At 62.0% G+C, this 21,239-nt stretch carries 18 protein-coding genes; 12 read left to right on the top strand and 6 right to left on the bottom strand.

Features of this window, described 5'->3' with window-relative positions; genetic code table 11:
- Positions 1-52: 52 nt before the first annotated feature.
- Positions 53-1,084 carry a LacI family DNA-binding transcriptional regulator gene (locus tag H3V04_RS02550; protein WP_045935402.1) on the top strand — a complete coding sequence of 344 codons (1,032 nt, stop codon included), beginning with the start codon at positions 53-55 and terminating at the stop codon, positions 1,082-1,084.
- A 43-nt stretch (positions 1,085-1,127) separates the two neighbouring features.
- Here the strand turns inward: H3V04_RS02550 and H3V04_RS02545 are convergent, their stop codons facing one another.
- Entirely contained in the window at positions 1,128-1,715 is a 588-nt protein-coding gene (locus H3V04_RS02545; RefSeq protein WP_198187105.1) for a YesL family protein, read from the bottom strand.
- A 46-nt stretch (positions 1,716-1,761) separates the two neighbouring features.
- Positions 1,762-2,532, bottom strand: a complete 771-nt coding sequence (locus H3V04_RS02540) for a hypothetical protein (RefSeq protein WP_198187104.1) — start codon at positions 2,530-2,532, stop codon at positions 1,762-1,764.
- A 219-nt stretch (positions 2,533-2,751) separates the two neighbouring features.
- Between H3V04_RS02540 and H3V04_RS02535 the strand changes: the two genes are divergently transcribed.
- The 10 genes from H3V04_RS02535 (at position 2,752) to H3V04_RS02490 (ending at position 14,922) form a co-directional block, all read left to right on the top strand.
- Positions 2,752-3,921 carry a glycoside hydrolase family 26 protein gene (locus H3V04_RS02535; protein ID WP_198187103.1) on the top strand — a complete coding sequence of 390 codons (1,170 nt, stop codon included), beginning with the start codon at positions 2,752-2,754 and terminating at the stop codon, positions 3,919-3,921.
- Between the two features lie 134 nt (positions 3,922-4,055).
- On the top strand, positions 4,056-7,136 hold the full coding sequence (locus H3V04_RS02530; RefSeq protein WP_198187102.1) for a bifunctional [glutamine synthetase] adenylyltransferase/[glutamine synthetase]-adenylyl-L-tyrosine phosphorylase: 3,081 nt from the start codon (positions 4,056-4,058) through the stop codon (positions 7,134-7,136).
- Between the two features lie 70 nt (positions 7,137-7,206).
- A complete protein-coding gene (gene pyrB, locus H3V04_RS02525) occupies positions 7,207-8,214 on the top strand; it encodes an aspartate carbamoyltransferase (protein WP_198187101.1) in 1,008 nt (335 codons plus the stop codon).
- On the top strand, positions 8,211-8,624 hold the full coding sequence (locus tag H3V04_RS02520) for an aspartate carbamoyltransferase regulatory subunit (protein ID WP_198187100.1): 414 nt from the start codon (positions 8,211-8,213) through the stop codon (positions 8,622-8,624). The genes pyrB and H3V04_RS02520 overlap by 4 nt, the downstream gene beginning before the upstream one ends.
- 1 nt (position 8,625) lies before the next feature.
- Complete coding sequence (locus tag H3V04_RS02515; protein WP_198187099.1) at positions 8,626-10,065, top strand: dihydroorotase; 1,440 nt, start codon at positions 8,626-8,628, stop codon at positions 10,063-10,065.
- Positions 10,053-11,114 (top strand): orotidine-5'-phosphate decarboxylase, encoded by a 1,062-nt coding sequence (pyrF, locus tag H3V04_RS02510; RefSeq protein WP_198187098.1) that lies wholly within the window; start codon positions 10,053-10,055, stop codon positions 11,112-11,114. Before H3V04_RS02515 ends, pyrF begins: the two co-directional genes overlap by 13 nt.
- The gene (locus tag H3V04_RS02505) at positions 11,111-11,956 is read left to right on the top strand and encodes a dihydroorotate dehydrogenase electron transfer subunit (RefSeq protein ID WP_198187097.1); all 846 of its coding nucleotides are present in this window, start codon (positions 11,111-11,113) and stop codon (positions 11,954-11,956) included. The genes pyrF and H3V04_RS02505 overlap by 4 nt, the downstream gene beginning before the upstream one ends.
- Positions 11,953-12,900: a dihydroorotate dehydrogenase gene (locus H3V04_RS02500; RefSeq protein WP_198187096.1), complete on the top strand. Its 948-nt coding sequence runs from the start codon at positions 11,953-11,955 to the stop codon at positions 12,898-12,900. The genes H3V04_RS02505 and H3V04_RS02500 overlap by 4 nt, the downstream gene beginning before the upstream one ends.
- Positions 12,897-13,646, top strand: a complete 750-nt coding sequence (pyrE, locus tag H3V04_RS02495) for an orotate phosphoribosyltransferase (protein ID WP_232342428.1) — start codon at positions 12,897-12,899, stop codon at positions 13,644-13,646. Before H3V04_RS02500 ends, pyrE begins: the two co-directional genes overlap by 4 nt.
- A 157-nt stretch (positions 13,647-13,803) precedes the next feature.
- The gene (locus H3V04_RS02490; RefSeq protein ID WP_198187095.1) at positions 13,804-14,922 is read left to right on the top strand and encodes a thioredoxin domain-containing protein; all 1,119 of its coding nucleotides are present in this window, start codon (positions 13,804-13,806) and stop codon (positions 14,920-14,922) included.
- Positions 14,923-15,016: 94 nt separating this feature from the next.
- Here the strand turns inward: H3V04_RS02490 and H3V04_RS02485 are convergent, their stop codons facing one another.
- Genes H3V04_RS02485 through H3V04_RS02475 form a run of 3 tightly spaced genes read right to left on the bottom strand, consistent with a single transcriptional unit; the run spans position 15,017 to position 18,698 of the window.
- The gene (locus H3V04_RS02485) at positions 15,017-15,955 is read right to left on the bottom strand and encodes a LysR family transcriptional regulator (protein ID WP_198187094.1); all 939 of its coding nucleotides are present in this window, start codon (positions 15,953-15,955) and stop codon (positions 15,017-15,019) included.
- Between the two features lie 24 nt (positions 15,956-15,979).
- A complete protein-coding gene (locus tag H3V04_RS02480) occupies positions 15,980-16,762 on the bottom strand; it encodes a 2,3-diphosphoglycerate-dependent phosphoglycerate mutase (protein ID WP_198187093.1) in 783 nt (260 codons plus the stop codon).
- A 28-nt stretch (positions 16,763-16,790) separates the two neighbouring features.
- Positions 16,791-18,698: a bifunctional ADP-dependent NAD(P)H-hydrate dehydratase/NAD(P)H-hydrate epimerase gene (locus H3V04_RS02475; RefSeq protein WP_198187092.1), complete on the bottom strand. Its 1,908-nt coding sequence runs from the start codon at positions 18,696-18,698 to the stop codon at positions 16,791-16,793.
- A gap of 136 nt (positions 18,699-18,834) precedes the next feature.
- On the opposite strand from H3V04_RS02475, the gene H3V04_RS02470 reads away from it, so the two are divergent.
- Complete coding sequence (locus H3V04_RS02470; RefSeq protein ID WP_198187091.1) at positions 18,835-19,524, top strand: MgtC/SapB family protein; 690 nt, start codon at positions 18,835-18,837, stop codon at positions 19,522-19,524.
- A gap of 24 nt (positions 19,525-19,548) precedes the next feature.
- On the opposite strand, the gene H3V04_RS02465 is transcribed toward H3V04_RS02470, so the two are convergent.
- Positions 19,549-21,150: an ABC-F family ATP-binding cassette domain-containing protein gene (locus tag H3V04_RS02465; protein WP_198187090.1), complete on the bottom strand. Its 1,602-nt coding sequence runs from the start codon at positions 21,148-21,150 to the stop codon at positions 19,549-19,551.
- Positions 21,151-21,239: the final 89 nt, after the last annotated feature.

Below are 21,239 nucleotides of genomic sequence, written 5' to 3'. Positions count from 1 at the left end.
GGGTCTGCATTCGCCCTCCTTTCCAAACTATGCATTGACGGGAGAACAGAGCATGGTATTGCCGAAGTCGAAAGTGACTATTTCTGATGTGGCCCACGAGGCTGGCGTCTCCAACAGTGCTGTCTCCTATGCTCTCAACGGCAAACCTGGTGTTTCAAGCAAAACACGGCGAAAGGTATTGGACGTAGCCGAACATCTCGGATGGCGGCCTAACAGCGCGGCCAAGGCGCTTTCCGATGCCAAGACCCACAATGTGGGACTCGTGCTTACGTACGATACCGGTATCCTTTCAGTCGAGTCCTACACAATGGAACTTATCGCCGGGTTGACGACAGAGCTGGAGAAGAAGGGTTATTCCTTATTATTGCGATCCTCGCAAAGTCGGCAACAGGAGGTGGCTATTCTCAAAGAATGGATCAGTGCCGGTGCAGTTGACGCCACGTTGATCATGAACCTGGAGCTGGGCGACCCACGGATGGCTTTATTCAAGCGTCACCCTGATATGCCTGTGCTGGCTTTGTGCGATGTCTCAATTGCTGATGGGTTGCCGTCTTTGTCTGACGATGCTCAGAGTGCAGCTCATCTTATTGTTGATTATTTGCATGAAATAGGTCATCGCAAGATTGCAAGAATAGCTGGACCCGAGACTTTGGAGCATACTTTCATCAGAGATAATGCCTTTGTCGAGGAAGTAGCGGAATTAGGTTTGCAGTATAGTTGTTTTCACACTGATTATTCGCCTGATGAAGCACGAGCAAGCACGAAACGATTCTTGCAATTACCTGAAAGGCCGACTGCCATCGTTTATGACAGCGATGTAATGGCGCTTTCTTCGCTCAAGACCATTGCGGATATGGGGCTGCGCATCCCTGACGACCTCTCGGTGATTTCATGGAACAATTCCTTTATGTGCGAGGTCGGCCTGCCTAGTATCACAGCACTGGACCGCGACGTTGTGGCACGAGGTCGGAAAGCAGCTCAAATGATGCTGGCTTTGATTGCCGGAGACACAGTCCGTTCTCAAAGAGAGGATGATAGCAGTCTCATTTTCCGCCAGTCGAGTGGCCCCCTGAGAATCCACTGACTCTTTAGACACAAGACTGGTCATTCAATCACATGTTCTACGATTATGGTGCAGGTCGAGGAGCAACCCGGAGTAAAATTGCATTCGTAATATACGCTGTGACACCTGTTCCCGCAACGCTCCATACAATCCCAATGACAGGAAGCGCGTCAGGTGCAACGATCACGAGTATCAGGGGCAATAGCTTCAAAGCGGCTATTGCGCATGCATATAAGGGATGCAGCAAGGCCAGCCGCGCTGATGCTGTTATCAGTTGCATAGCCTTTGCGTCGCTCCGAGCGGCTAGCGGAAACACGAATGAACCAGCCGCCATTAACACAAAAGAAGTTGTCGCAACGATGCCGTAAGCCAGTGAAGACAAATCAGAGCCAATCATTCCGTTGGAAAAATACCATAGGTCAAAGCCGGTCAAAAAGACTAGGGATACCATCACGATCGTCAATTTGAATGATCGTAACTTATTTTTAATCAGGCCACGGAAGAAGTGTCTGATCATATGGCTTCCGCGGCCAGTTTGAAGTTGGTCGATCTGGGTGTACAAGGCTGTGTCGGCTGCACCTATGGTAACCAGGGGTATACAGGATATGATCCAGCAAATATTGAGTATAGCTAAGTCTCCGAGGGTTGACATTACGGTATTATATGGGCTGTCCTGTCGAAACATAGATGCCATCAGTTCACCTTCCACACGCAAACTTCGCGAACCGTGCAGCATCATGCATGTGAGGACTATTCACTGCCAGTCCAATGACTGCTTGATCAGACGATGCGCTGTTTGGCCTTTGCAAATCCGTGCTTTTCGCTTTCTTTTCCTGGTGTGGTTGCCAGCGCTGATTTTGAATGGAATCGCACATTAAACCATAAGGCTTTACCGGGCCTTTGTTCATTGAGGCTTCTGCGTCGTCGTCCTGGCCGTCATCTGTCGGACCGGGCAAAAGCGCTTGTTTGCCAAACTGCTTATCCGGGAAAATTTGGCTCAAATCACTCATATATCCATAACTGGCCAACCGAGCGAAGGTGCTCTTTGGTGCAATGATCACATCGACAGTACCGGCACTGAGCATGGTCTGAAGTTTAGGAAGACCATCACGCGAAAAATCAAACCCGTCATCGACAACCAAACCGGAATTATCATCTGCTTTCATATGCAGGGTCATTGCTGCTTGCGAGCTCATTTCATCTGCTTCTGCACTCTCTATGGGATGATCAACAAGAGCTACGTATAGCTTGGGGCCGGGAGCCGGGTTCAGAATGTGCATGATCAGCCAGATTAACAAGCAGCATATGGTGATGATCGCGATAATTAGAATCAAAAAATGATCGACAAAGTAAGACCAGCGTTTTTTCCCTGAAAGCGATTGCAAAACGGCGATCCGGCCTCCAGTCCTCACTCGAGACGATGTCAAGGCATCCACAGCTTTGGAACGGTGCTCTTTCGGTGCAGTCAATGCAATCCTCCTTTCTGTAGCTTCTCAGGAGTCACGGCAGACTCAGCAATAAGAAGTCAAATAGGTAAATCACTGGTTACGATGCTATATTTCAGTATAACTGAACCGATTCATCTGTGCGACTTTGCCATAGTTGGATGTCTGTTCTTGTTATGACCTTAGTCATGGCGTCGGTTCAGAGGCTCTAATCGATAAAGCAACTGCCTGGAAAGAGGAGATATGCATCATATAGGGTCGCCCATCGATAGCCATCCAACAGATCAATTACTAAGTCTGTACTCGCGTTTAAGGCGATTGACCGGGAAGAAAACAATGCTCGGCCACCAGGACACCACACTATGCCGACGCATGCACGAATGCGACAGTGATGTTGAGACTCTTACGGGAGCATACCCCGCCATTTGGGGGTTTGATCTGGGGCGTATTGAATTGGGTTGGGAAAAGAATATCGATGATGTTTCTTTTGCCCATATTCATCAAGAGGTTTTGCATGCAAACAATATCGGTGCAATTCCCACCCTCACATGGCACTCGGTAAACCCGGTCACCGGCGGTGGATACGGTAGCAATATAGCTCCAGGCTCTGTTCGTGCAGTGCTGCCGGGAGGCGATTGCCATGGGCGCTTTCTTGACTGGCTTGACCGTGTGGCTACGATGCTCAACTCTTTGACCGATGACGACAACTTACCGATTCCTGTGGTGTTTAGGCCTTTTCATGAGCACAATGGCACCTGGTTCTGGTGGTCCCTCGGTTCCCCCATGCAAGCAACTGACACCTCAGAAGAGGAGTTCAGGCAATTATGGCGAATGAGTATTGATTATTTGAGGAATAGCTGCGGTATTCACCATGTGCTGTATGCCTATTCCCCGGATCGCAGCAGAATAGACCTAACCAATGAAACTGCTAGGACAGAGGAATATCTGTACGGGTATCCGGGAGACGACTATGTCGATGTGCTCGGAATCGACGATTATTGGGACATGGATCAGCATCATTCAAGCAAAAGTCCAACAAAGCAGCATGAGGAGCTTATTACTATGCTCACCCTGGTCGGACGTCTCGCCGAAGAGCGGGGAAAGCTTGCGGCTGCTACGGAAATCGGTTCTCCAGGAGCTTTTGCCTCAAGACTTAACAATGGAAGAGATGGGGAAGATCTATACGATTCCCGTCCTTGGACAGGCTATCTGCTTTCCGCCTTGGAAGCGAATCAGTTCACTACTCGAATGCTATGGTGCCTTCCGTGGCGTAATTCCTTGGAAGCGGAGGGCACGGGTGCTTATGGAACACCTTCGGCTGATTCTCCTTACGCACAAGATTTTATCGATTTTGCGGGAAACCGGCGCATCGTTGTTGTTAAAGAATCGACAAAATCGCCAGCTGACGAATAAGCCATTATTCATACAAACTCGGAATTGCCATGCTGGTCCAACTGGGGCTGACGACCGTCACCCCTATAATGCCTGTACCGGTTCCGCAGATATCAGAGTCGTCGCGGAGCCTGAGGAAAGGCAGGGGATAATTCATGGAAGATCCGGTGCGACCGACCACTTCGACCCTGATCCACCTCGGGTTGCACGACCTGGACAAGGCCCGGGTTCGGCTGGATCGGCTTGCCCGCCTCGTGGACGACCAGAATCTGGCGCAAACCCTGGTCCAAGCCCTGGGACGGGCCTGCGATCCCGATGAAGCCCTGGCAGGGCTGATACGAATTATGGAGCAGTATCCACAGGTAGCCCGGCCGAACTTTCTTTCCGGATCCCCGCAGGGAAACCAAGGGTCCGCCCAGTCGCTGATCAGGGTGTTGGGAGCCTCGGAGGCCATGGGCCGACTGATGCGCTCGCGACCGGACCTGGTGGAGGCGGCCGCCCTGGACCCCGATCACCTGGCTGACTGCCCGGCGGAAACCAGGCAGAAGCGGGTCTTGGATGCCTTGGACAGGGTGGAGAAGGATTCGGAAACCTCACCTACCCTTGTGGCCTATGCCGATGCACTGCGGTCCGAATATCGGCTGCAGCTGGCTGCCGTCATGGCCCGAGACCTGGCAGCCGAGGATCCCCTTGCGCTGGAGCCGGCAATCAGTCGGGCCCTGTCCGATATGGCCGACGCTGCACTGCAAGGGGCCCTGAGCATTGCCTGCCGGCAGATTCCCGACGCGGATTCATGTCGTCTGACGGTCATCGGCATGGGCAAGCTGGGCGCCCAGGAACTCAACTACGTATCCGATGTGGATCTCATGTACTTGGTGGAGCCGGCATCGAGAGCGGACACGAGCCGGATCGATCCCATCGCCGTGGGCACTGCCATGGCCGTCCTCCTGCAGCGGGTCTGCCAGGCGGTCATCCCCGGATCGACCGAGCCGCCGCTCTGGAAGGTCGATACCGCCCTGAGACCCGAGGGTCGTGACGGCCCCCTGGTGCGCCGTCTGGCCTCCTATGCCGACTATTATGCCCAATGGGCCGAGAATTGGGAGTTCCAGGCCCTGCTCAAGGCCCGTCCGGTTGCCGGCGACAAGGCCCTGGGACAGGACTATTCGGCCATGATCGAGCCGCTGGTCTGGGGAGCCTGTCAGAGGCCCAACTTCGTATACGACTGCCAGAGGATGCGCCAGCGGGTGGAACGGTTGATACCCGAAGGGCGCAAGGAGCGTGAAATCAAGCTGGGCCAGGGCGGACTGCGGGACGTGGAATTCACCGTCCAGATGCTCCAGCTGGTCCATGGCTCCAGCGACGAGGACCTGCGTTGCCCGGCCACCCTGGATGCCCTGCAGGCCCTGTCACTCGGCGGCTACATTTCACGCAAGCACGGCGACCAACTGGACCATGACTATCGGTTTGAGCGGGTCATGGAGCATCGTCTGCAGATGTGGCAGCTGCGCCGCACCCACCTCTTTCCGAAAATCTACCGTTCAGGCACCCTCGGCCAGCGGCCGCCCAGTCTGGAGGAGCTGGAGAGCAACCGCGATCTGCGGCGGCTGGCCCGGGCCTTCGGCCTGCATGCCGACCAGATGCTGGCCCAATACCAGGCCACCAGAATCGAAGTCCGCAACCTTCACCAGGCCATCTACTTTCGTCCCATGCTGCCCATCAACGCCCAGGTGGACGAGGACGAGGTCAGCCTGCGCCCCCAGGCGGCCCGGGCCAGGTTCGCTTCCATCGGCTTTGCGGATCCCGATGCAGCCATCCGCCACGTCACGGCCCTGACCACAGGGGTCACCCGGTCGGCGCGAATCAACCGTATTCTCATGCCCGCCGTCCTCCAGTGGCTGGGGGAGGGACAGGACCCTGACATGGGACTCCTGGGCTGGCGAACCCTTGAGGAGCACTTCGGGGGCAAGAGCACCTACCTGGGCTTCCTGCGTGACTCCACCTCGGCCGCCCGCCGCCTTTGCCACGTCCTGTCCAACTCACGTTATTTGTCCGGCGCCCTGGCCCGCTCCGTCCAATCGGTGACCTGGCTGGGCCATGACCAGGACATGATCCCCCGTGATCGGGCCACCCTGGACAAGCGCGCCGCAGCTTATCGGACCCGCCATGCGGATTCGCTGGAGGAGTTCTCCACTGCGGTCCGTGCCATGCGCCGCCAGGAGATCGAGCGGATCGGGCTGGGCTGGATGAGCGGGGTGGACGATCAGCAGGCCTGCCTGGCGGGCATGTCCGATGTCTACGATGCGGCCATCAATGCCGCCCTGGACTGGGCCGTGGACCACCGTTCGGAACAGGCTAGCGCGCCAGCCGATCTGGCCGTGATCGGCATGGGTCGCTATGGGGGCAGGGAGGTCAACTTCAACTCGGACGCCGACATCATGCTGATCTACCGTCCGGCCTCGGGTGCCGGCCAGGACCAGGCGGCGGAATTCGCGCGTGGAGTGACCGCTGACCTGCGGGCCGTTCTGGCGGGGCCGGCCAGTCTGGAACCAGGCATCGACCTGGACTTCGACCTGCGCCCCGAAGGACGCCAGGGGCCTCTGGTGCGTTCCCTGGACTCCTACCAGCGCTACTACCGCGAATGGTCGGAGACCTGGGAGCATCAGGCCCTGATCCGGGCCAGATTCGCAGCCGGAAATGTCGGCCTGGCCAAGGACTTTCTGGAGGGTACAGCCAATCCGCTGCGCTACCCTCAGCAGCCGCCCAACGAGGAGGAGCTGGGGCAGATCCGCCGTCTCAAGGCCCGGATGGAGGCTGAGCGGCTGCCGCGTGGCGTGCGCCGGGACCGACACCTGAAGCTGGGCCGGGGAGGGCTGTCTGACGTGGAATGGACGGTCCAGCTCCTCCAGCTGCGTCACGCCCACGACCTGCCTGAGCTGCAGGTCACCGGCACGCTGACCGCCTTGGGTGCCTTGGAGGCGTCGGGACTTATCGAGGCCAAGGATGCCAAGGCACTGCGCCGCAGCTGGGTGCTCTGCACGGCAGCCCGCAACGCCAACTTCCTCTGGTCCGGAAGGGTATCGCAGGCGGACATCCTGCCTGACGACGGGCAGGTGCTGGGAGGCATCGCGGTCTGCCTGGGCTACCCGGCCCACCGGGGCCAGCACTTCGTCAACGAGTTGCTGGCGGCCATGCGCCGCTGCAGGCAGGTCATGGAACGGCTCTTCTACGGCGGTTGACCCTGGGTCCATCCGGGGTCGTATGCTTGTTCAGGTCACATAAGGTGGCCACCTTGAGGAAGGTGAGCCGTTGTCCCAACAAGTTGATCACGCATCCAACACCTCTTCCGCCGTCGTTCCGCTTCGTGGGCGAAGTGTGGTAACCCTCGACGACATTCCCATGACCCAGATCCTGGATCTGCTGGATCGGGCGGCCTACATCGACACCCATCGCCGTCAGGTGGCCCATACCTGCGACGGCCGGGTCCTGGCCACGCTCTTCTATGAACCCAGCACCCGCACCCGGCTCAGCTTCGAGACCGCCATGCTCCGTCTGGGCGGCCAGGTCATCGGATTCGCCGGTGCCCAGCTGGCCAGCGTCTCCAAGGGGGAGTCCATCAGCGACACCCTGAAGACCGTCTCCAACTATGCCGACATCGTGGCCATCCGCCACCCCAAGGAGGGTGCCGCCCTGGTGGCCTCCCAGGCAGCCACGGTCCCGGTCATCAACGCCGGTGACGGCGGGCACATGCATCCGACCCAGACCCTGACCGACCTGGCCACCATCCGCGCCCGAAAGGGTCGGCTGAACCACCTGACCATCGGCCTGTGCGGGGATCTGACCTTCGGCCGCACGGTCCACTCCCTGATCACCACCCTCTGCCGCCTGGGCCACGTGGACTTCGTCCTGATCAGCCCCGACGAGCTGCGCACCCCCGAATACGTCCTGGAGAGGATCCGCTCCTCGGCCGACTGCACCTACCGGGAGACCGGGGACCTGAACGGGGTCATCGGGGACCTGGACGTGCTCTACATGACCCGTGTCCAGCAGGAGCGCTTCTTCAACGAGGACGATTACCTGCGTCTGCGCGACACCTACATTCTGGATGCCGACAAGCTTAGGGGTGCGCGCCCCGACATGGCCATCCTCCATCCCCTGCCCAGGGTCAATGAGATCGCCGTGGAAGTGGACGATGATCCGCGTGCGGCCTACTTCCAGCAGGTCCGCAACGGCATGCTGGTCAGAATGGCCCTGGAGAGCGCCCTGCTGGGCGACGAGCTGCCCGGTTACCGCGAGCGGAAGGAGGTGGCGGCATGAAGGTCACCAGCATTGTTGACGGCATCATCATCGATCACGTTCGTGCGGGCACGGCCCTGAAGGTCCTGCACTACCTGCGTGTGGACCCGGCGAAGACCCGGCTGGCCCTGATCATGAATACGGACAGCCGCAAGTACGGGTCCAAGGACATCATCAAGATCGAGCAGACCGGGGACCTGGATCTGACCGCCCTGGGCTTCATCGCGCCCGAGGCCACCGTCGATGTGGTCCGGCAGGGCAGGATCGTCAGCAAGCATCAGCCTGACCGCCCAAGCCACCTGGTCAACGTCATCACCTGCGTCAACCCCCGTTGTGTGACCACGGTGGAGACCGGCGTGGACCAGCGCTTCCACCTGGATGCTGCCGGGGTCTACCGCTGCGACTACTGCGACGAGAAGGCCGAAGACTGACATGCGGTTGCTGGGGTTGACTGATTGGCGCAGCGGCAGGACGGTCGATCTGGTGCTTCCCCAGGCCGTCGAAAGCGCGCTGATCGACGAGACCGGTGCCATGTCGGCAGAGGTGGATCGGATGGACGCCTCGGGGCTGGTGCTGGCTCCGGCCCTGGTCGACCCCCATGTCCACCTGCGCGACCCTGGACAGACCGACAAGGAAGACATGGTGACCGGCACAGCTGCCGCAGCGGCCGGAGGCTACGGGCTGATACTGCTCATGCCCAACACCCAGCCCGCCATGGACGGCCGAGCACGGATGGCCGATGGGCGCACGGTCATCGACTATCTGGAATCCTATGAGCGGGACCACGGACTGCATCTGCCGGTGGACTACGCCCTCTGCGTGGCGGCCACTCTGGACCGGGCCGGCCGTCAGGCCTCAAACCCAGACGACTGGTCGGGGCACCTGCCTGGTCACGGATGGGTACACCCTGTAGTGGCCATCAGCGATGACGGCTCGGCCGTGACCGACCGGACCCTGGAGGCTGTGGCCGCCAATGCCCGGTCTGTCGACCTGCCCATCCTGGATCACTGTGAGCACCACGAGTGCGGGCAGGTCAACCTGGGGGCGGTCAGCCGCCAACTGGGGCTGGAAGGGATCCCCGCCTCAACCGAGACCGCCATCATCAATCGGGACATCGCCCTGGCGGAACGCACCGGCACCAGGGTGCATCTGCAGCATGTCAGCACCGCCGGCGGGTTCGAGGCCGTCCGCCGCGCCAAGGCCCGTGGGATGCCGGTCACCTGCGAGACCGCGCCCCATTATCTGGCTCTCTGCGACGAGGATCTGCTGCGTTGCGGCAGCATGGCCAAGATGAACCCTCCGCTGCGCTTCCGCGCCGACCAACAGGCGGCCCTGGAAGCCGTGGCCGATGGCACTGTGGATATGATCGCCACCGACCATGCCCCGCACACCGCCGCTGAGAAGGCGCTGGGGCTCAAGGACGCCCCCAACGGCATCATCGGCCTGGAGACTGCCTACGCGGTCTGCAACCAGGTCCTGGTCAAAAGCGGGCTCATCGGCCACGACCGCCTGATCGAGCTCATGTCCCTGGCCCCGGCCGAGCTCATGGGCATGCGGCGGCTCCTGCCCGAAGACCTGCCCTCGCACATGGCCAAGAAGGTCAATAAGGCCGACACCGGTCACCTTCAACTGGAGGTCGATCAGCACAGCGAGGCCGGCCAACCGCCTGTCGACCTGGTCATCCTGGACCCTGAGGCCAAGTGGGAGGTTGATCCCAGCCGCTTCCACTCCAAGGCACGCAACACCCCCTTCGCCGGCGCGGAACTGGCCGGACGGGTCATGGCCACCATCAAGGCGGGGCGTCTGGTCTTCTCCCGCCTCCCCGCAAGCCGCGTCAGCACCAGGGAAAGGATCCGAGCATGGACCGACTGACTGCGCTCATTCAGGACAAGCAGAATCCGACCGTGGTCGGCCTGGATCCGCGACCGGAACTGCTGCCCAGCCAGCTGATCGAACAGGCCAGACAACGTGCCGCTGGGAGCATGGCCCAGATGGGTCTGGCCCCCAAGGATCCGCAGCAGAACCAGGAGGAGCAGGCCCAGGCCGTCTGGGCGGACCACCTGGCCAGCGCCTATCTGCGCTTCAACCTGGCCATTCTGGAGGGGGTGGCCGACCTGGTACCCGCAGTCAAGCCCCAGATCGCGATGTACGAGGCCCTGGGACCCTGGGGCGTCAGGGCCTACACCGGCACCTGCCGGGCCGCTGCCGACCGTGGCCTCTACGTCATCGGGGACGTCAAACGCGGTGACATCGGCTCCACGGCTCAGGCCTATGCCGCCCACCTGGACGGGCTTCCCCTGCCCTTCGCCCCTGAGCAGGATGCGGACGGGTCGGCCCGGACAGGTGGGAGATTCCCCTGGTACGAGGATGCCCTGACCATCAACGTCTACCTGGGCTCCGACGGGGTGGAACCCTTCCTGCAGGCGGCCGAGCACATCCAAGGCGACCTCTTCGCCCTGGTACGCACCTCCAACCCTTCGGGCAGCCAGATCCAGGAGCTGGGCCTGGATACCGACTCAGGCGGCGTCACCATCTATCAGCGCCTGGGCGAGTTGGTCGAATCCTGGGGGCAGCATTCCATAGGCCAATCGGGCTACTCCCGGCTTGGAGCCGTGGTCGGCGCCACCCACCCCGAGGACGGCGCCCTTCTGCGCCGGTCCATGCCCCACACCTTCTTCCTGGTCCCCGGCTACGGAGCCCAGGGCGGTTCGGCGGCCGACGTGGCGCCCATGTTCGACCGGTCAGGTGGCGGCGCTGTGGTCAATTCCTCCCGGGGAATCATCGCAGCCTGGCGGAAGGATCCGGACTACAGCCCACAGCTCAGCGTGCAGGCGGCCCTGGGCATGGTCACCCGCGATGCCCGCCGAGCAGCGCAGGCCATGAAGGACGATCTCAATCAGGCGATCAAGGAGGCCCGATGAAACCCAACCTCTTCATATCCACCAGCCAGGTGGAGGAGCAGGCCCAACAGGCAGGCCGGCTGCCCGGACGGCGTACCGCCCAGGTCACCGGCATGGAGCCCCTGGACCGGCAGGTATGGCGAATGACCATCCGCGACCCATACCTGGCAGCCCACGCCCCGGCAGGAGCCTTCATCAACCTCTACCCGGCAGACCGCATGACCATGATGCCCAGGCCCTTCGGCATCAGCCGGGTCCTGGAGGGCGGGCAGATCGAGATCATCTTTGCCGTCGTGGGCCAGGGGACCGATGAATTCTCCCGCCTGCAGCCAGGCATGGCTGTGGACCTGCTGGGGCCCCTGGGCCATGGCTTCGACCTGGGGAAGCCGGCCGACTATCTGCTGGTGGGCGGCGGCCTGGGCGTCCCCCCGCTGATCCGAGCAGCCCAGTGCCTGAAAGGCCGGTCCGGTGTGCGCACAACCGCCCTGCTGGGCTACAGGGACCACCGGTTCGCCGATGCCATCATGGGCTCGCTGACCGACCGGCTTGAGTCCATCGACAATGCGTCCGGGGATGTCATAACCCTCTTGGACCGGGTTCGCGGCGGCATCGATCCCCAGCGGACCATCATCCTGACCTGCGGACCTTTGCATATGATGCGTGCCGTGGCCGCCTGGGCACGTAAGGCCGGCCTGTCTGGCCAGTGTTGCATGGAGTCCCGGATGGGTTGCGGCTATGGGACCTGCGTGGCCTGCGTGGTCGACACCTTGGACGGCAGGCTCAAGGTCTGCAAGGACGGCCCGGTCTTTGCCGCCGACCGTCTGATCTGGGATGCAGGCGAGGGCAAGAAGGAGACACGATGAGCGGGCTGACAATCATGGATCCTCTTGAGCCGCACACCTGGCGTCATGGCACCGTTGTGGCCGGCTTGCCCTGGAAGAACCCGGTGGGCACTGCCTCGGGCACCTTCAACCTGGATGCCTGCGGGGGTTATTACGACGTCTCGCAGATGGGCGCCATCTCCACCAAGGGGGTTTCGCCGGTTCCCTGGGAGGGCAACCCCACGCCCAGGACCGCCGAGAGTCCAGCAGGCATGGTCAACTCCGTGGGCCTGCAGAACCCGGGTGTGGACCATTACCTGGTGGATGAGCTTCCCAGGCTCAAGGCTTTGGGAGCCAACGTGGTCACCAATGTGGCCGGCCACAGCGACCAGGACTACGCCACCGTCGTGGAACGCTTGGCCGACTCCCCGGCGGACATGCTGGAGATCAACGTCTCCTGCCCCAACGTCTCCCATGGGGGGATGTCCGTGGGCACCGATGCCAAGGCCCTGAACCGGTTGATCACCCGGCTGCGGGCTCTGACCGACAAGCCCATGGTGGTCAAGCTGACCCCCAACGTCACCGACATCGTGGAGATGGCCCGGGCGGCCGTCGATGGGGGAGCGGATGCCCTCAGCCTGATCAACACCCTGGTGGGCATGCGCATCGACATCAATACGGGCAGGCCCATTCTGGCCCAGGGCACCGGCGGCGTCTCAGGCCCCTGCATCCTGCCCATAGCCTTGTCCTTCGTCTGGCGCGTGCGTCAGGCACTGCCCGAGATTCCCATCATCGGAATCGGGGGCATCGACTCGGGACGCACGGCCTTGGAATTCCTATATGCGGGTGCCAACGCCGTGGAGGTGGGGGCTGCGGCCCTGGTGGATCCTGTGGCGCCCATGCGGGTGGCCCGGGAGCTGGACGATCTGTTGGACGAGCGGCCCGATCTGGCCGATTTGCTCAGGAAAGGGGAGTGCTGGCGATGAGCGCATTCGCAGCGGAAAACACAGCCGAGCATGACGGGGATGCCCAGGAACAGACCCGCCGCATCCAGGAGGGTTTCACCAGCTTCCTGCTCCAGAGCGGAGCCCTCAAGTTCGGTGACTTCACCCTGAAGTCGGGACGGCGCTCGCCCTACTTCATCAACGCCGGAGCCTTCAACGACGGACGGCTGATCGCCCTGCTGGGGGAGTTCTACGCCCGGACCATCGTGCAGGCCGTGAGCCAGGGGACCCTGCCCGCCGACATCGACACGGTATTCGGTCCGGCCTACAAGGGGATTCCCCTGGCCGTCTCCACCGCCATCGCTCTGAGCGGGGCGCACGGCATGCCGGTCGGTTACACCTTTGACCGCAAGGAGGTCAAGGACCATGGCGACGGGGGGCTCATGGTCGGCACCCAGTTAAGGGATGGCATGAGGGTGCTGCTGGTGGATGACGTCATGACCGCCGGGACCGCGGTCCGCCAGGTGGTGCCCAAGATCATGTCCCAGGCCAAGGTGACCATCGTCGGCCTGGTGCTCTCCGTGGACCGGATGGAGCGCACCGGGCAGGGCCAGGGCTCGGCTGTGGAGTCCATCATGGACGAATTCCACTTCCCGGTCATCAGCATCGTCAATGTCCGCCAGATCTTCGATGCCGCTGCCTCCATGCAGGGCCCGGACGGGTCGCCCATTCTGGACCAGCACACGACCGATGCCGCCAGGGACTACTTGGAGCGTTACGGGGCCTAGACAAGGGACCGGCTCATATTCAGCGTGCCGATTGTACAAGCAGGCCACATTGGCGCACAATCTTCGGACGGCCATTCTGTCGGCCGACCCTCGTGTAGATTGGTAAAGGTCCGACGGGCAGGCCGACGGATCATCATCGCAAGGAAGGCCATGGATCATGACGAAACCGCTGGAGCAGAACGGTCATGAGGAACCGGGCCAGACTGGGGTCGACGCGGTGGATGCGGCCAAGCCTGCCGTCTCGGCCACAAGAACCGACACGGTGAAATCTTCGGATGCCGCGGAGCCTGTCGGCGGACGAATTTCGACTGAGGAGAAGCCGGCAGAGACAGGCCAGCCTCAGGTGAGCGAGCCTGAAGAAACTGCGCTTGCGCAGCGCTCACGGAGGGTTCCTTTGATACTGGTGGCGGTGGCCCTTGTGCTGGTGCTTGCTGCAGGCATATACATGCTGTGGGCTGATCATTCAGCAGGCGACCAGTCAGCCCAAGAGCTTTCATCCGGAGCCTCTAGTGCGCAGGTCAGCCAGGGTCCCAGCGGGGATGCCAAGGCATACAAGGCCCTGCAAGAGGTCACAGTCAAGCCATCGGTGGCCGACGACCAGGGAGGGCTGACCGTTTCAGCCAAGGGTGTCGGCAGCAGGAAGAAGGTTGCCGATGCGCCGACCCTTGAGATCTTCATGGATCCCATGTGCCCCTGGTGCGGCAAGGTGGGCCGGGTCATCGATCCCCAGCTGCAGCGCATGATCGGCGCCGGTCAGATCAACGTCACCTACAACTTTTTGAACTTCCTGGATTCGGCATCCAGCGACCAGTACTCCAGCCGCGTGGACAACGCCCTGGCCATGGTGGCCCAGGAGGATCCGGATCATCTGCCGGCCTTCGCCGCCGCCGTCTTTGCGGCCGACTTCCAGCCCGATGAGAGCTCCTATCAGGCCGTCTCCGACGCACGACTGGCAGACCAGGCCGTGGGGGTAGGCGTGCCCAGATCCCTGGCGGACCGTTTCGCCCAGGGCACCTACAGGCCATGGGTGGACAGGGTCAACGCCTACGCCATCACCCGCAAGGACGCCAAGGACGCCAAGGGGGAGTTTTCGACACCCACCATCATGATCAACGGCAAGGTCTGGGATCTGACCGCAGCCGCAAAGAGCCAGGGCGGACTCGAACATCTGGACCGGGCCTTGCTCAAGGCCCTGGGACTCAAATCGCAGGATGTGGGCAACAAGGGGAAGATGCCATCTATAGGAGCACAAGGGAAAGCGCTGAAAATAGAGTAAGCCACGACCACTGAGATAGCTGTCACAAGCAACTGGCAACCAGCAACGAAATTCAATAATTATCGCTAAGAAGCGGCTGATGCTTGCCTTGCTGCTACTCGCCTGACTCCTGTTCAATCAGCGAATATCCGTGGTTGGAGACCACCTGGCGCAGCTTGGCCAAGTAGAGTTCAGCGGCATGGGACAGTTTGGTCCGGCTGTTGACAATCCAGCCCACCAGCATGGATTCGTCCGACTCCAGGGGAACGCTGACGATCTTCTCGTTGTTCAGGTCCTCGTTGTCGATGCCGGTGCAGACCGTGTAGGCGTTCAGCCCCACGATGAAGTTGAGCATGGTGGCCCGGTCGCTCACGGTGATCTGCTTGGGGGAGTAGTCGGGCCAGACCGCCTCCTCGGCAAAATAGAAGGAACCTTCCTCGCCCTGCTCGTACTGCAGGAAGGGGTAGGGCTCCAGGTCCTTCATGGTCACCATGGCCCGATCGGCCAGGGGGTTGGTTCGTGCGATGAAGACATGCAGGTCCGCCCTGAAGAGCGGATGGAAGTCCAGGTGCTTCTCCCGGAGCATCTTGGACAGCACCCGTTTGTTGAAGTCGGACTCGTAGATGATGCCGATCTCGGACTGGAGGGTGGCCACCTGGTCGATGATGTCCCTGGTGCGCGTCTCCCGTATGGTGAATTCGTACTCGTCCGAATCGATGGAGTTGATCATCTCCACGAAGGCTTCGACTGCGAACATATAGTGCTGGGTGGAGACCCGGCAGAGCTGCTTACGGGGCCTGACCTGTCGGTAGCGGGCCTCAAGCAGGTCGGTCTGGTCCAGAATCTGACGGGCGTAGGTCAGAAATTCCGCTCCGTCCACGGTCAGGGCAATCCCCTGCGAATGGCGGGTGAAGATTTCGATGCCCAGCTCGTTCTCCAGCTCCTTGACCGATGAACTCAGGGCCGGCTGAGAGATGTAGAGCTCATGCGAGGCCTCGTTCATGGAGCCGCATTCGACAATCTTGACGATGTAGCGCAGTTGGAGCAGTGTCATACAAGCCAATCTATACCCAAGGCCCTATCGGCCCAGAGCCGCGGTTTCAGCCATGCCCTGGTTCGCAGCCTCCTGATCCAGATAGCGACCCGGACCCTGGACTTGGGGGTTGCCGTCCCCATCGGTCTCGAAGCTATAGACCATGGGCACACCGGTGGGCACATTGATGGATCTTATGTCCTTGTCGTCAACGTGCTCAAGAACCTTGATCAGACTGCGGACCACGGAACCGTGGGTGACGATGAGCACAGTCCGACCCTGGGCCAGGTTGGGGGCTATCCGGCTGCGCCAGTAGGGATGCAGACGAGTCAGCAGGTCCTGGAGGCACTCGGCACGGATCTCGGCCGGATTTCGGCTGTCCAGCCCGTCGCCCATGGTCGGGGCATAGCGAGGATCCCGTCCCTGAAAATAGGGTGAATCGGTTTCGATGGCCGGCGGCCGAACATCGTAGGAACGCCGGTAGATATTGAATTGCTGCTGGCCGTAGCGTTCCAGCATGGCCGGTCGCGTCTGTCCCTGGAAGGCACCATAGTGGCGCTCGTTCAGCCTCCAGGTGCGCTCCACCGGAATCCAGGCCCGATCAACCAGATCCAGCACTGTGTTTGCAGTGACGATGCTGCGGGTCAGCAGGGAGGTGAAGACCAGGTCGGGCAGCAGGCCTGACTCCTTGAGCAGCTGTCCGGCATGACGGGCCTGCTTCAGTCCGCGATCTGTCAGGGGCACGTCCACCCAACCGGCGAAACGGTTGACCGACTTCTGGGTCCAGACGCTTTCCCCGTGACGCATGACAATGAGCTGCGAGGTCATCGAATCGACTCCTTTCCCGATGACGCGCTTAGAACCAAAGCGAGCTGTTCTCGAAGAAGAGAGAGGCATCGTCCCCATCCTGGATGGATCGGTCGAACTGTTCGGCAACCCCGTCGGCTCTGGACATGACCAGCCCTATGGCCCTGGGCAGGGCATCGGCCACCTGCCCGGCACGGATCGGCTGCCCCATGCGTCCTGTAAGGGTCCCCTGGCCCCCCGGTCGATTGTCCTCGGCCACCAGATCCGCAAAGTCCTGGGGCTTGCGGGGGTCGAAGATCAGCGGCTGCTCCCAGCCGGTCTGCCTGCCGCCACTGGCCAGGGAACCGGCCAGCCCGTGCAGGAAGGCCGCAGCAGCCGTCAGATCCACCATCAGCGTGGCATCATCCTGGATTGGTCCGGCGTTCTGGGCCAGCATGGCTCCGATGGTGCCGGAGAGTACATCCCCTGATCCGGCCGTGGACAGCCAGGCCGGGCCAAAGCCGGTGGTCATGACCCGAGGGCGGTCGGTGCCGTCCTCGCCGACGACCAATGTGATGGCCCCCTTGAGCAAAATGGTGGCTCCGGTCAGCTGGCAGGCGCGGACAGCCCAGCGCAGGGGTTCGGCCATGACCTGGTCGCCGTCCACGTTCTCACCGTGCGAGTTGAGCAGGGCGGCCATCTCGCCGGCGTGCGGGGTCAGTACGGTGCGCGGTCCCAGCCGGTCCGGCAGCAGATCCAGGGCTCCGGCATCGGCCACCACCGGCGGGTCGGCTGCCGCCTCGTCCTCGTCCAGGTCCGCGGCCTGTCGATTGAGTATGTCGGCAATCAGATCCCGCTGACCGTCCTGGCCTTCAGGACCGGCGGCCTCCTGGGCCTGCCGGGTGGGCACGCCCGAGCCCAGCACCCAGGACTCGACCCGTCCACGGCCCAGGACCGTTTCGGGCAGCTCCTGCAGGATCAGGTCGCCCACCTGCTCGGGGCCGCAGTAACGGATCATGCCCACGTTGCCGCTGGCCGCAGCCTTGCTGGAGAGCAGCCCCGCGCCATGGTAGAGGGCGGACCCGGTGACCAGACCGACCACGCCCCTGGTGTACTTGGTGTCATCCACCCTGGGCGCCCGCAAAAGTCCGGCGCAGTCCTCAACGCTCATGCAGGAGACGCTGGGGACCAGGGCCGAGGTGTCGAAGCCGAAGTCCACCAGGACGATTCTGCCGCAGACGTAGGCGGCCGGGGGAAGCATCAGGCAGGGCTTCATGGCCCCCATGGTCACGGTCACATCCGCCGGTATGTAGGCCCCGGTCAGGGTGCCTTCATCAATGTCCACGCCGGAGGGCGTATCCACAGCCAGCACCAGGGGCCCATCCTGTCCGGCGGGATCGTGCCAGGCGGGTCTGTCGGGCAGACCGCCCTCCATGCCCAGGTCTGCAGCCAGAGCGGCGGGAATGCCGCGCAGCGCCCCCTTGAGACCGATACCGGTCATGGCATCGATGATCAGATCAGCCTGTCGGCACAGCTCCAGGGCCTGGTCCAGCTCCTCGGAAGCCTGGTCCGGTCCTGCCGGTGCCTCGCAGCCGGGGATGACTGCCTGGGGATCCAGGGCCGTGACCATCCCGCCGGCGCGCAGAAGGGCATCCAGCCCACCCTGGTGCAGGCTGCGCCCGGTGGCCACCACAGTCACATCGGCCCCGTGCCCGGCCAGGTCGGCCGAGGCATAGAGCCCGTCGCCGCCATTGTTGCCGGCCCCTGCCAGCAGGACGATCCTGGCTCCTGCCGGTTCCAGCCCGGCCTGGGTCAGCATGACGTCGGCCACGGAGGCCAGGGATCCGGCGGCAATGCGCATCAGGGGCACCCCGTCATCCAAAAACGGCTGCTCCAGGGATCGGATCATGTCAGCGGAATAGGCGCTGGTGGCCAGGGTCCGCCGGGCTTCGCGGCGTTCATCTGGTGACGGCTTCATGGCATCACACCCCTCATTCAAAAGGTCCACGTGCGGCGGCGGCGCGGCCGGCCACGTGCTGGCTCCACTCTATCCGATGGCCTTGTCCTGCAAGCGTTATAAAGTCTGCCTATTTACGAGGGCAGGGAAGGAAATCATGCAGGGATTCGCAATGCCGAATCAAGGCCAGATTATGGCGGTGGTCCTTACTGTGATTCTCTGTGGCCTGATCGGTTTCGAGCGCGAGTTCCTCAAACACGACGCCGGCATCCGCACCCACATTCTGGTTGGCCTGGGCAGCTGCCTGTTCACCATGGTCTCCCTCTACGGCATCCAGGCCGCTGTGGGCAACTACTCCTGGGATGCCTCGCGAATCGCGGCTGGAGTGGCCTCGGGCATCGGTTTCATCGGCGCCGGAGTGATTTTCTTCAACCACGATTCGGTCAAGGGTCTGACCACGGCCAGCGCCATCTGGGTGGCCGCGGCCGTGGGCATGGCCTGCGGTGTCCAGCTCTTCGCCATCGCCATCCTGGCGGTCGTCTTCTACTTTCTGGCCGTCCTGGTCATTGCGCCCATCCTCAAATGGTTCCTGCGCAACAGGCAGAACACGGTCCTGCGCATCGTATACCAGGACGGCCACGGTTGTCTGCGCGAATCCCTGCTGCTGGCCACCCGCATGGGCTTCGAGTCCAGGGTGCTGACCATCCATGAGCTGCACCGGGACACCTGGAAGGGGGCCGATGTCACCGTCAACCTGCTGGGCAAGGGGGATGTGACCGAGCTGGTGGAATCCATCGGCCAGACTCCAGGGGTCAAGGGCGTGGAGGTCCTGGGGGAGGACGACTGACCCGCTTTTCGCCATTGTGGCTACCTACTCTTCGGCCACCAGATCCAGGTAGTCGTCGCTCCAGAGGTCCTCATCCCCGTCGGGCATGAGCAGCACCCGCTCTGGGTTGAGCGCCTTGACCGCCCCCTCGTCGTGGGTGACCAGCACGATGGCCCCTTCGTACTTGGCGATGGCCTTTAGTATCTCGTCGCGCGAGGCGGGGTCCAGGTTGTTGGTGGGCTCGTCCAGCAGAAGGACGTTGGCCCGGCTGGTCACCAGGGTGGCCAGGGCCAGACGGGTCTTCTCGCCGCCCGAAAGCACCTTGGTGGGCTTCATGGCGTCGTCCCCTGAGAAGAGGAAGGAGCCCAGGATGGTCCGCGCCTGGGTGTTGTCCAGGTCAGGGGCCACATGCTGCAGGTTCTCCAGAACGCTGACATCGTTATCCAGGGTGTCGTGCTCCTGGGCGAAGTAGCCGATTTTGGCCCCGTGCCCCAAGGTCACCTTGCCCGTGTCGGGCTGTTCGATGCCGGCCAGCAGCCGCAGGGTGGTGGTCTTGCCGGCGCCGTTGTATCCCAGGATGACCACCCTGGAGCCCTTGTCGATGGCCAGGTTGATTCCGGCGAAGACGATGTTGGATCCGTATGCCTTGGACAGGTCCTCGGCCGTGATGGGCGTGCGGCCGCAGGGGGCGGGATCCGGGAAGCGCAGGTCGGCCACCTTTTCGGCCTTTTCCGCCTCCTGGGTGTCAGCCAGCAGGCGCTGGGCGCGGCGCATCATGTTCTGGGCGGCCACGGCCTTGGTGGCCTTGGCATGCAGGCGGATGCCCTGCCGCATCAGGCGATCGGCCTTCTTCTCGGCCACCTCGCGTTCGCGGCGTCGGCGTTCCTCGTCCACCACCCGCTGGTGCAGATAGGCCTTCCATCCCATGGTGTACATGTCGATGCAGGAACGCTGGGCATCCAGGTGCCAGATGCGGTTGACGGTCTCGTCCAACAGCTCGGTGGAGTGGGAGATGATCAGGAAGCCGCCCTCGAACCGGCGCAGGTAGCCCTTGAGCCACTCGATGGAGTCGGCATCCAAATGGTTGGTGGGCTCGTCCAGAATCAGGGTGTCGGCATCGGAGAAGAGGATTCTGGCCAGCTCGACCCGTCGGCGCTGACCGCCGGAGAGGGTGCCCAGTGCCTGCTGCAGGGTCTCCTGGCTCAGCCCCAGGCTCTCGCCCATGACGATGGCCTGGGATTGGGCCGCATAACCACCGGCGTTCTCGAAGTCCTGCTGGGCCTTGTCGTAACGCTTCATGGCCTTTTCCATGATCTTGGGATCAGGACTGGTCATCTCGGTCTCGGCCTTGCGCATCCGCTGGATGATGGAGGCGATGTCCCTGGCGCTCATGACCCGGTCCAGGGCGCTCTGCTCGGAGTCTCCCGCATGGGTTGACTGGGGCAGGTATCCCAGCTGTCCGGTCACCCGCACCTTGCCGGCCGAGGGGAGCATGTCGCCGGTAATGACCCGGGTCAGTGTGGTCTTGCCTGCGCCGTTGCGGCCCACCAGGCCGATCCGATCACCCTTGGTCACGTGGAAGTCGGTGGCTTGCAGGAGTAGTCGGGCACCTATCCGGATCTCAAGTCCCTGCGCCTCAATAGCCATGCCGCCTCCGACCCCGCTTTCCTCTTGGATTCAAAACTTGCAAGGGACCATGGTAGCAAGAAGCAAGCCCCGCCAGTGCGTCTCGGCTG

Origin of the sequence: Bifidobacterium sp. M0353, from assembly GCF_016100645.1 — a bacterium.
Classification (GTDB): Bacteria; Actinomycetota; Actinomycetes; order Actinomycetales; family Bifidobacteriaceae; genus Bombiscardovia; species Bombiscardovia choladohabitans.
This window is presented reverse-complemented; position numbering and strand designations above follow the sequence as displayed.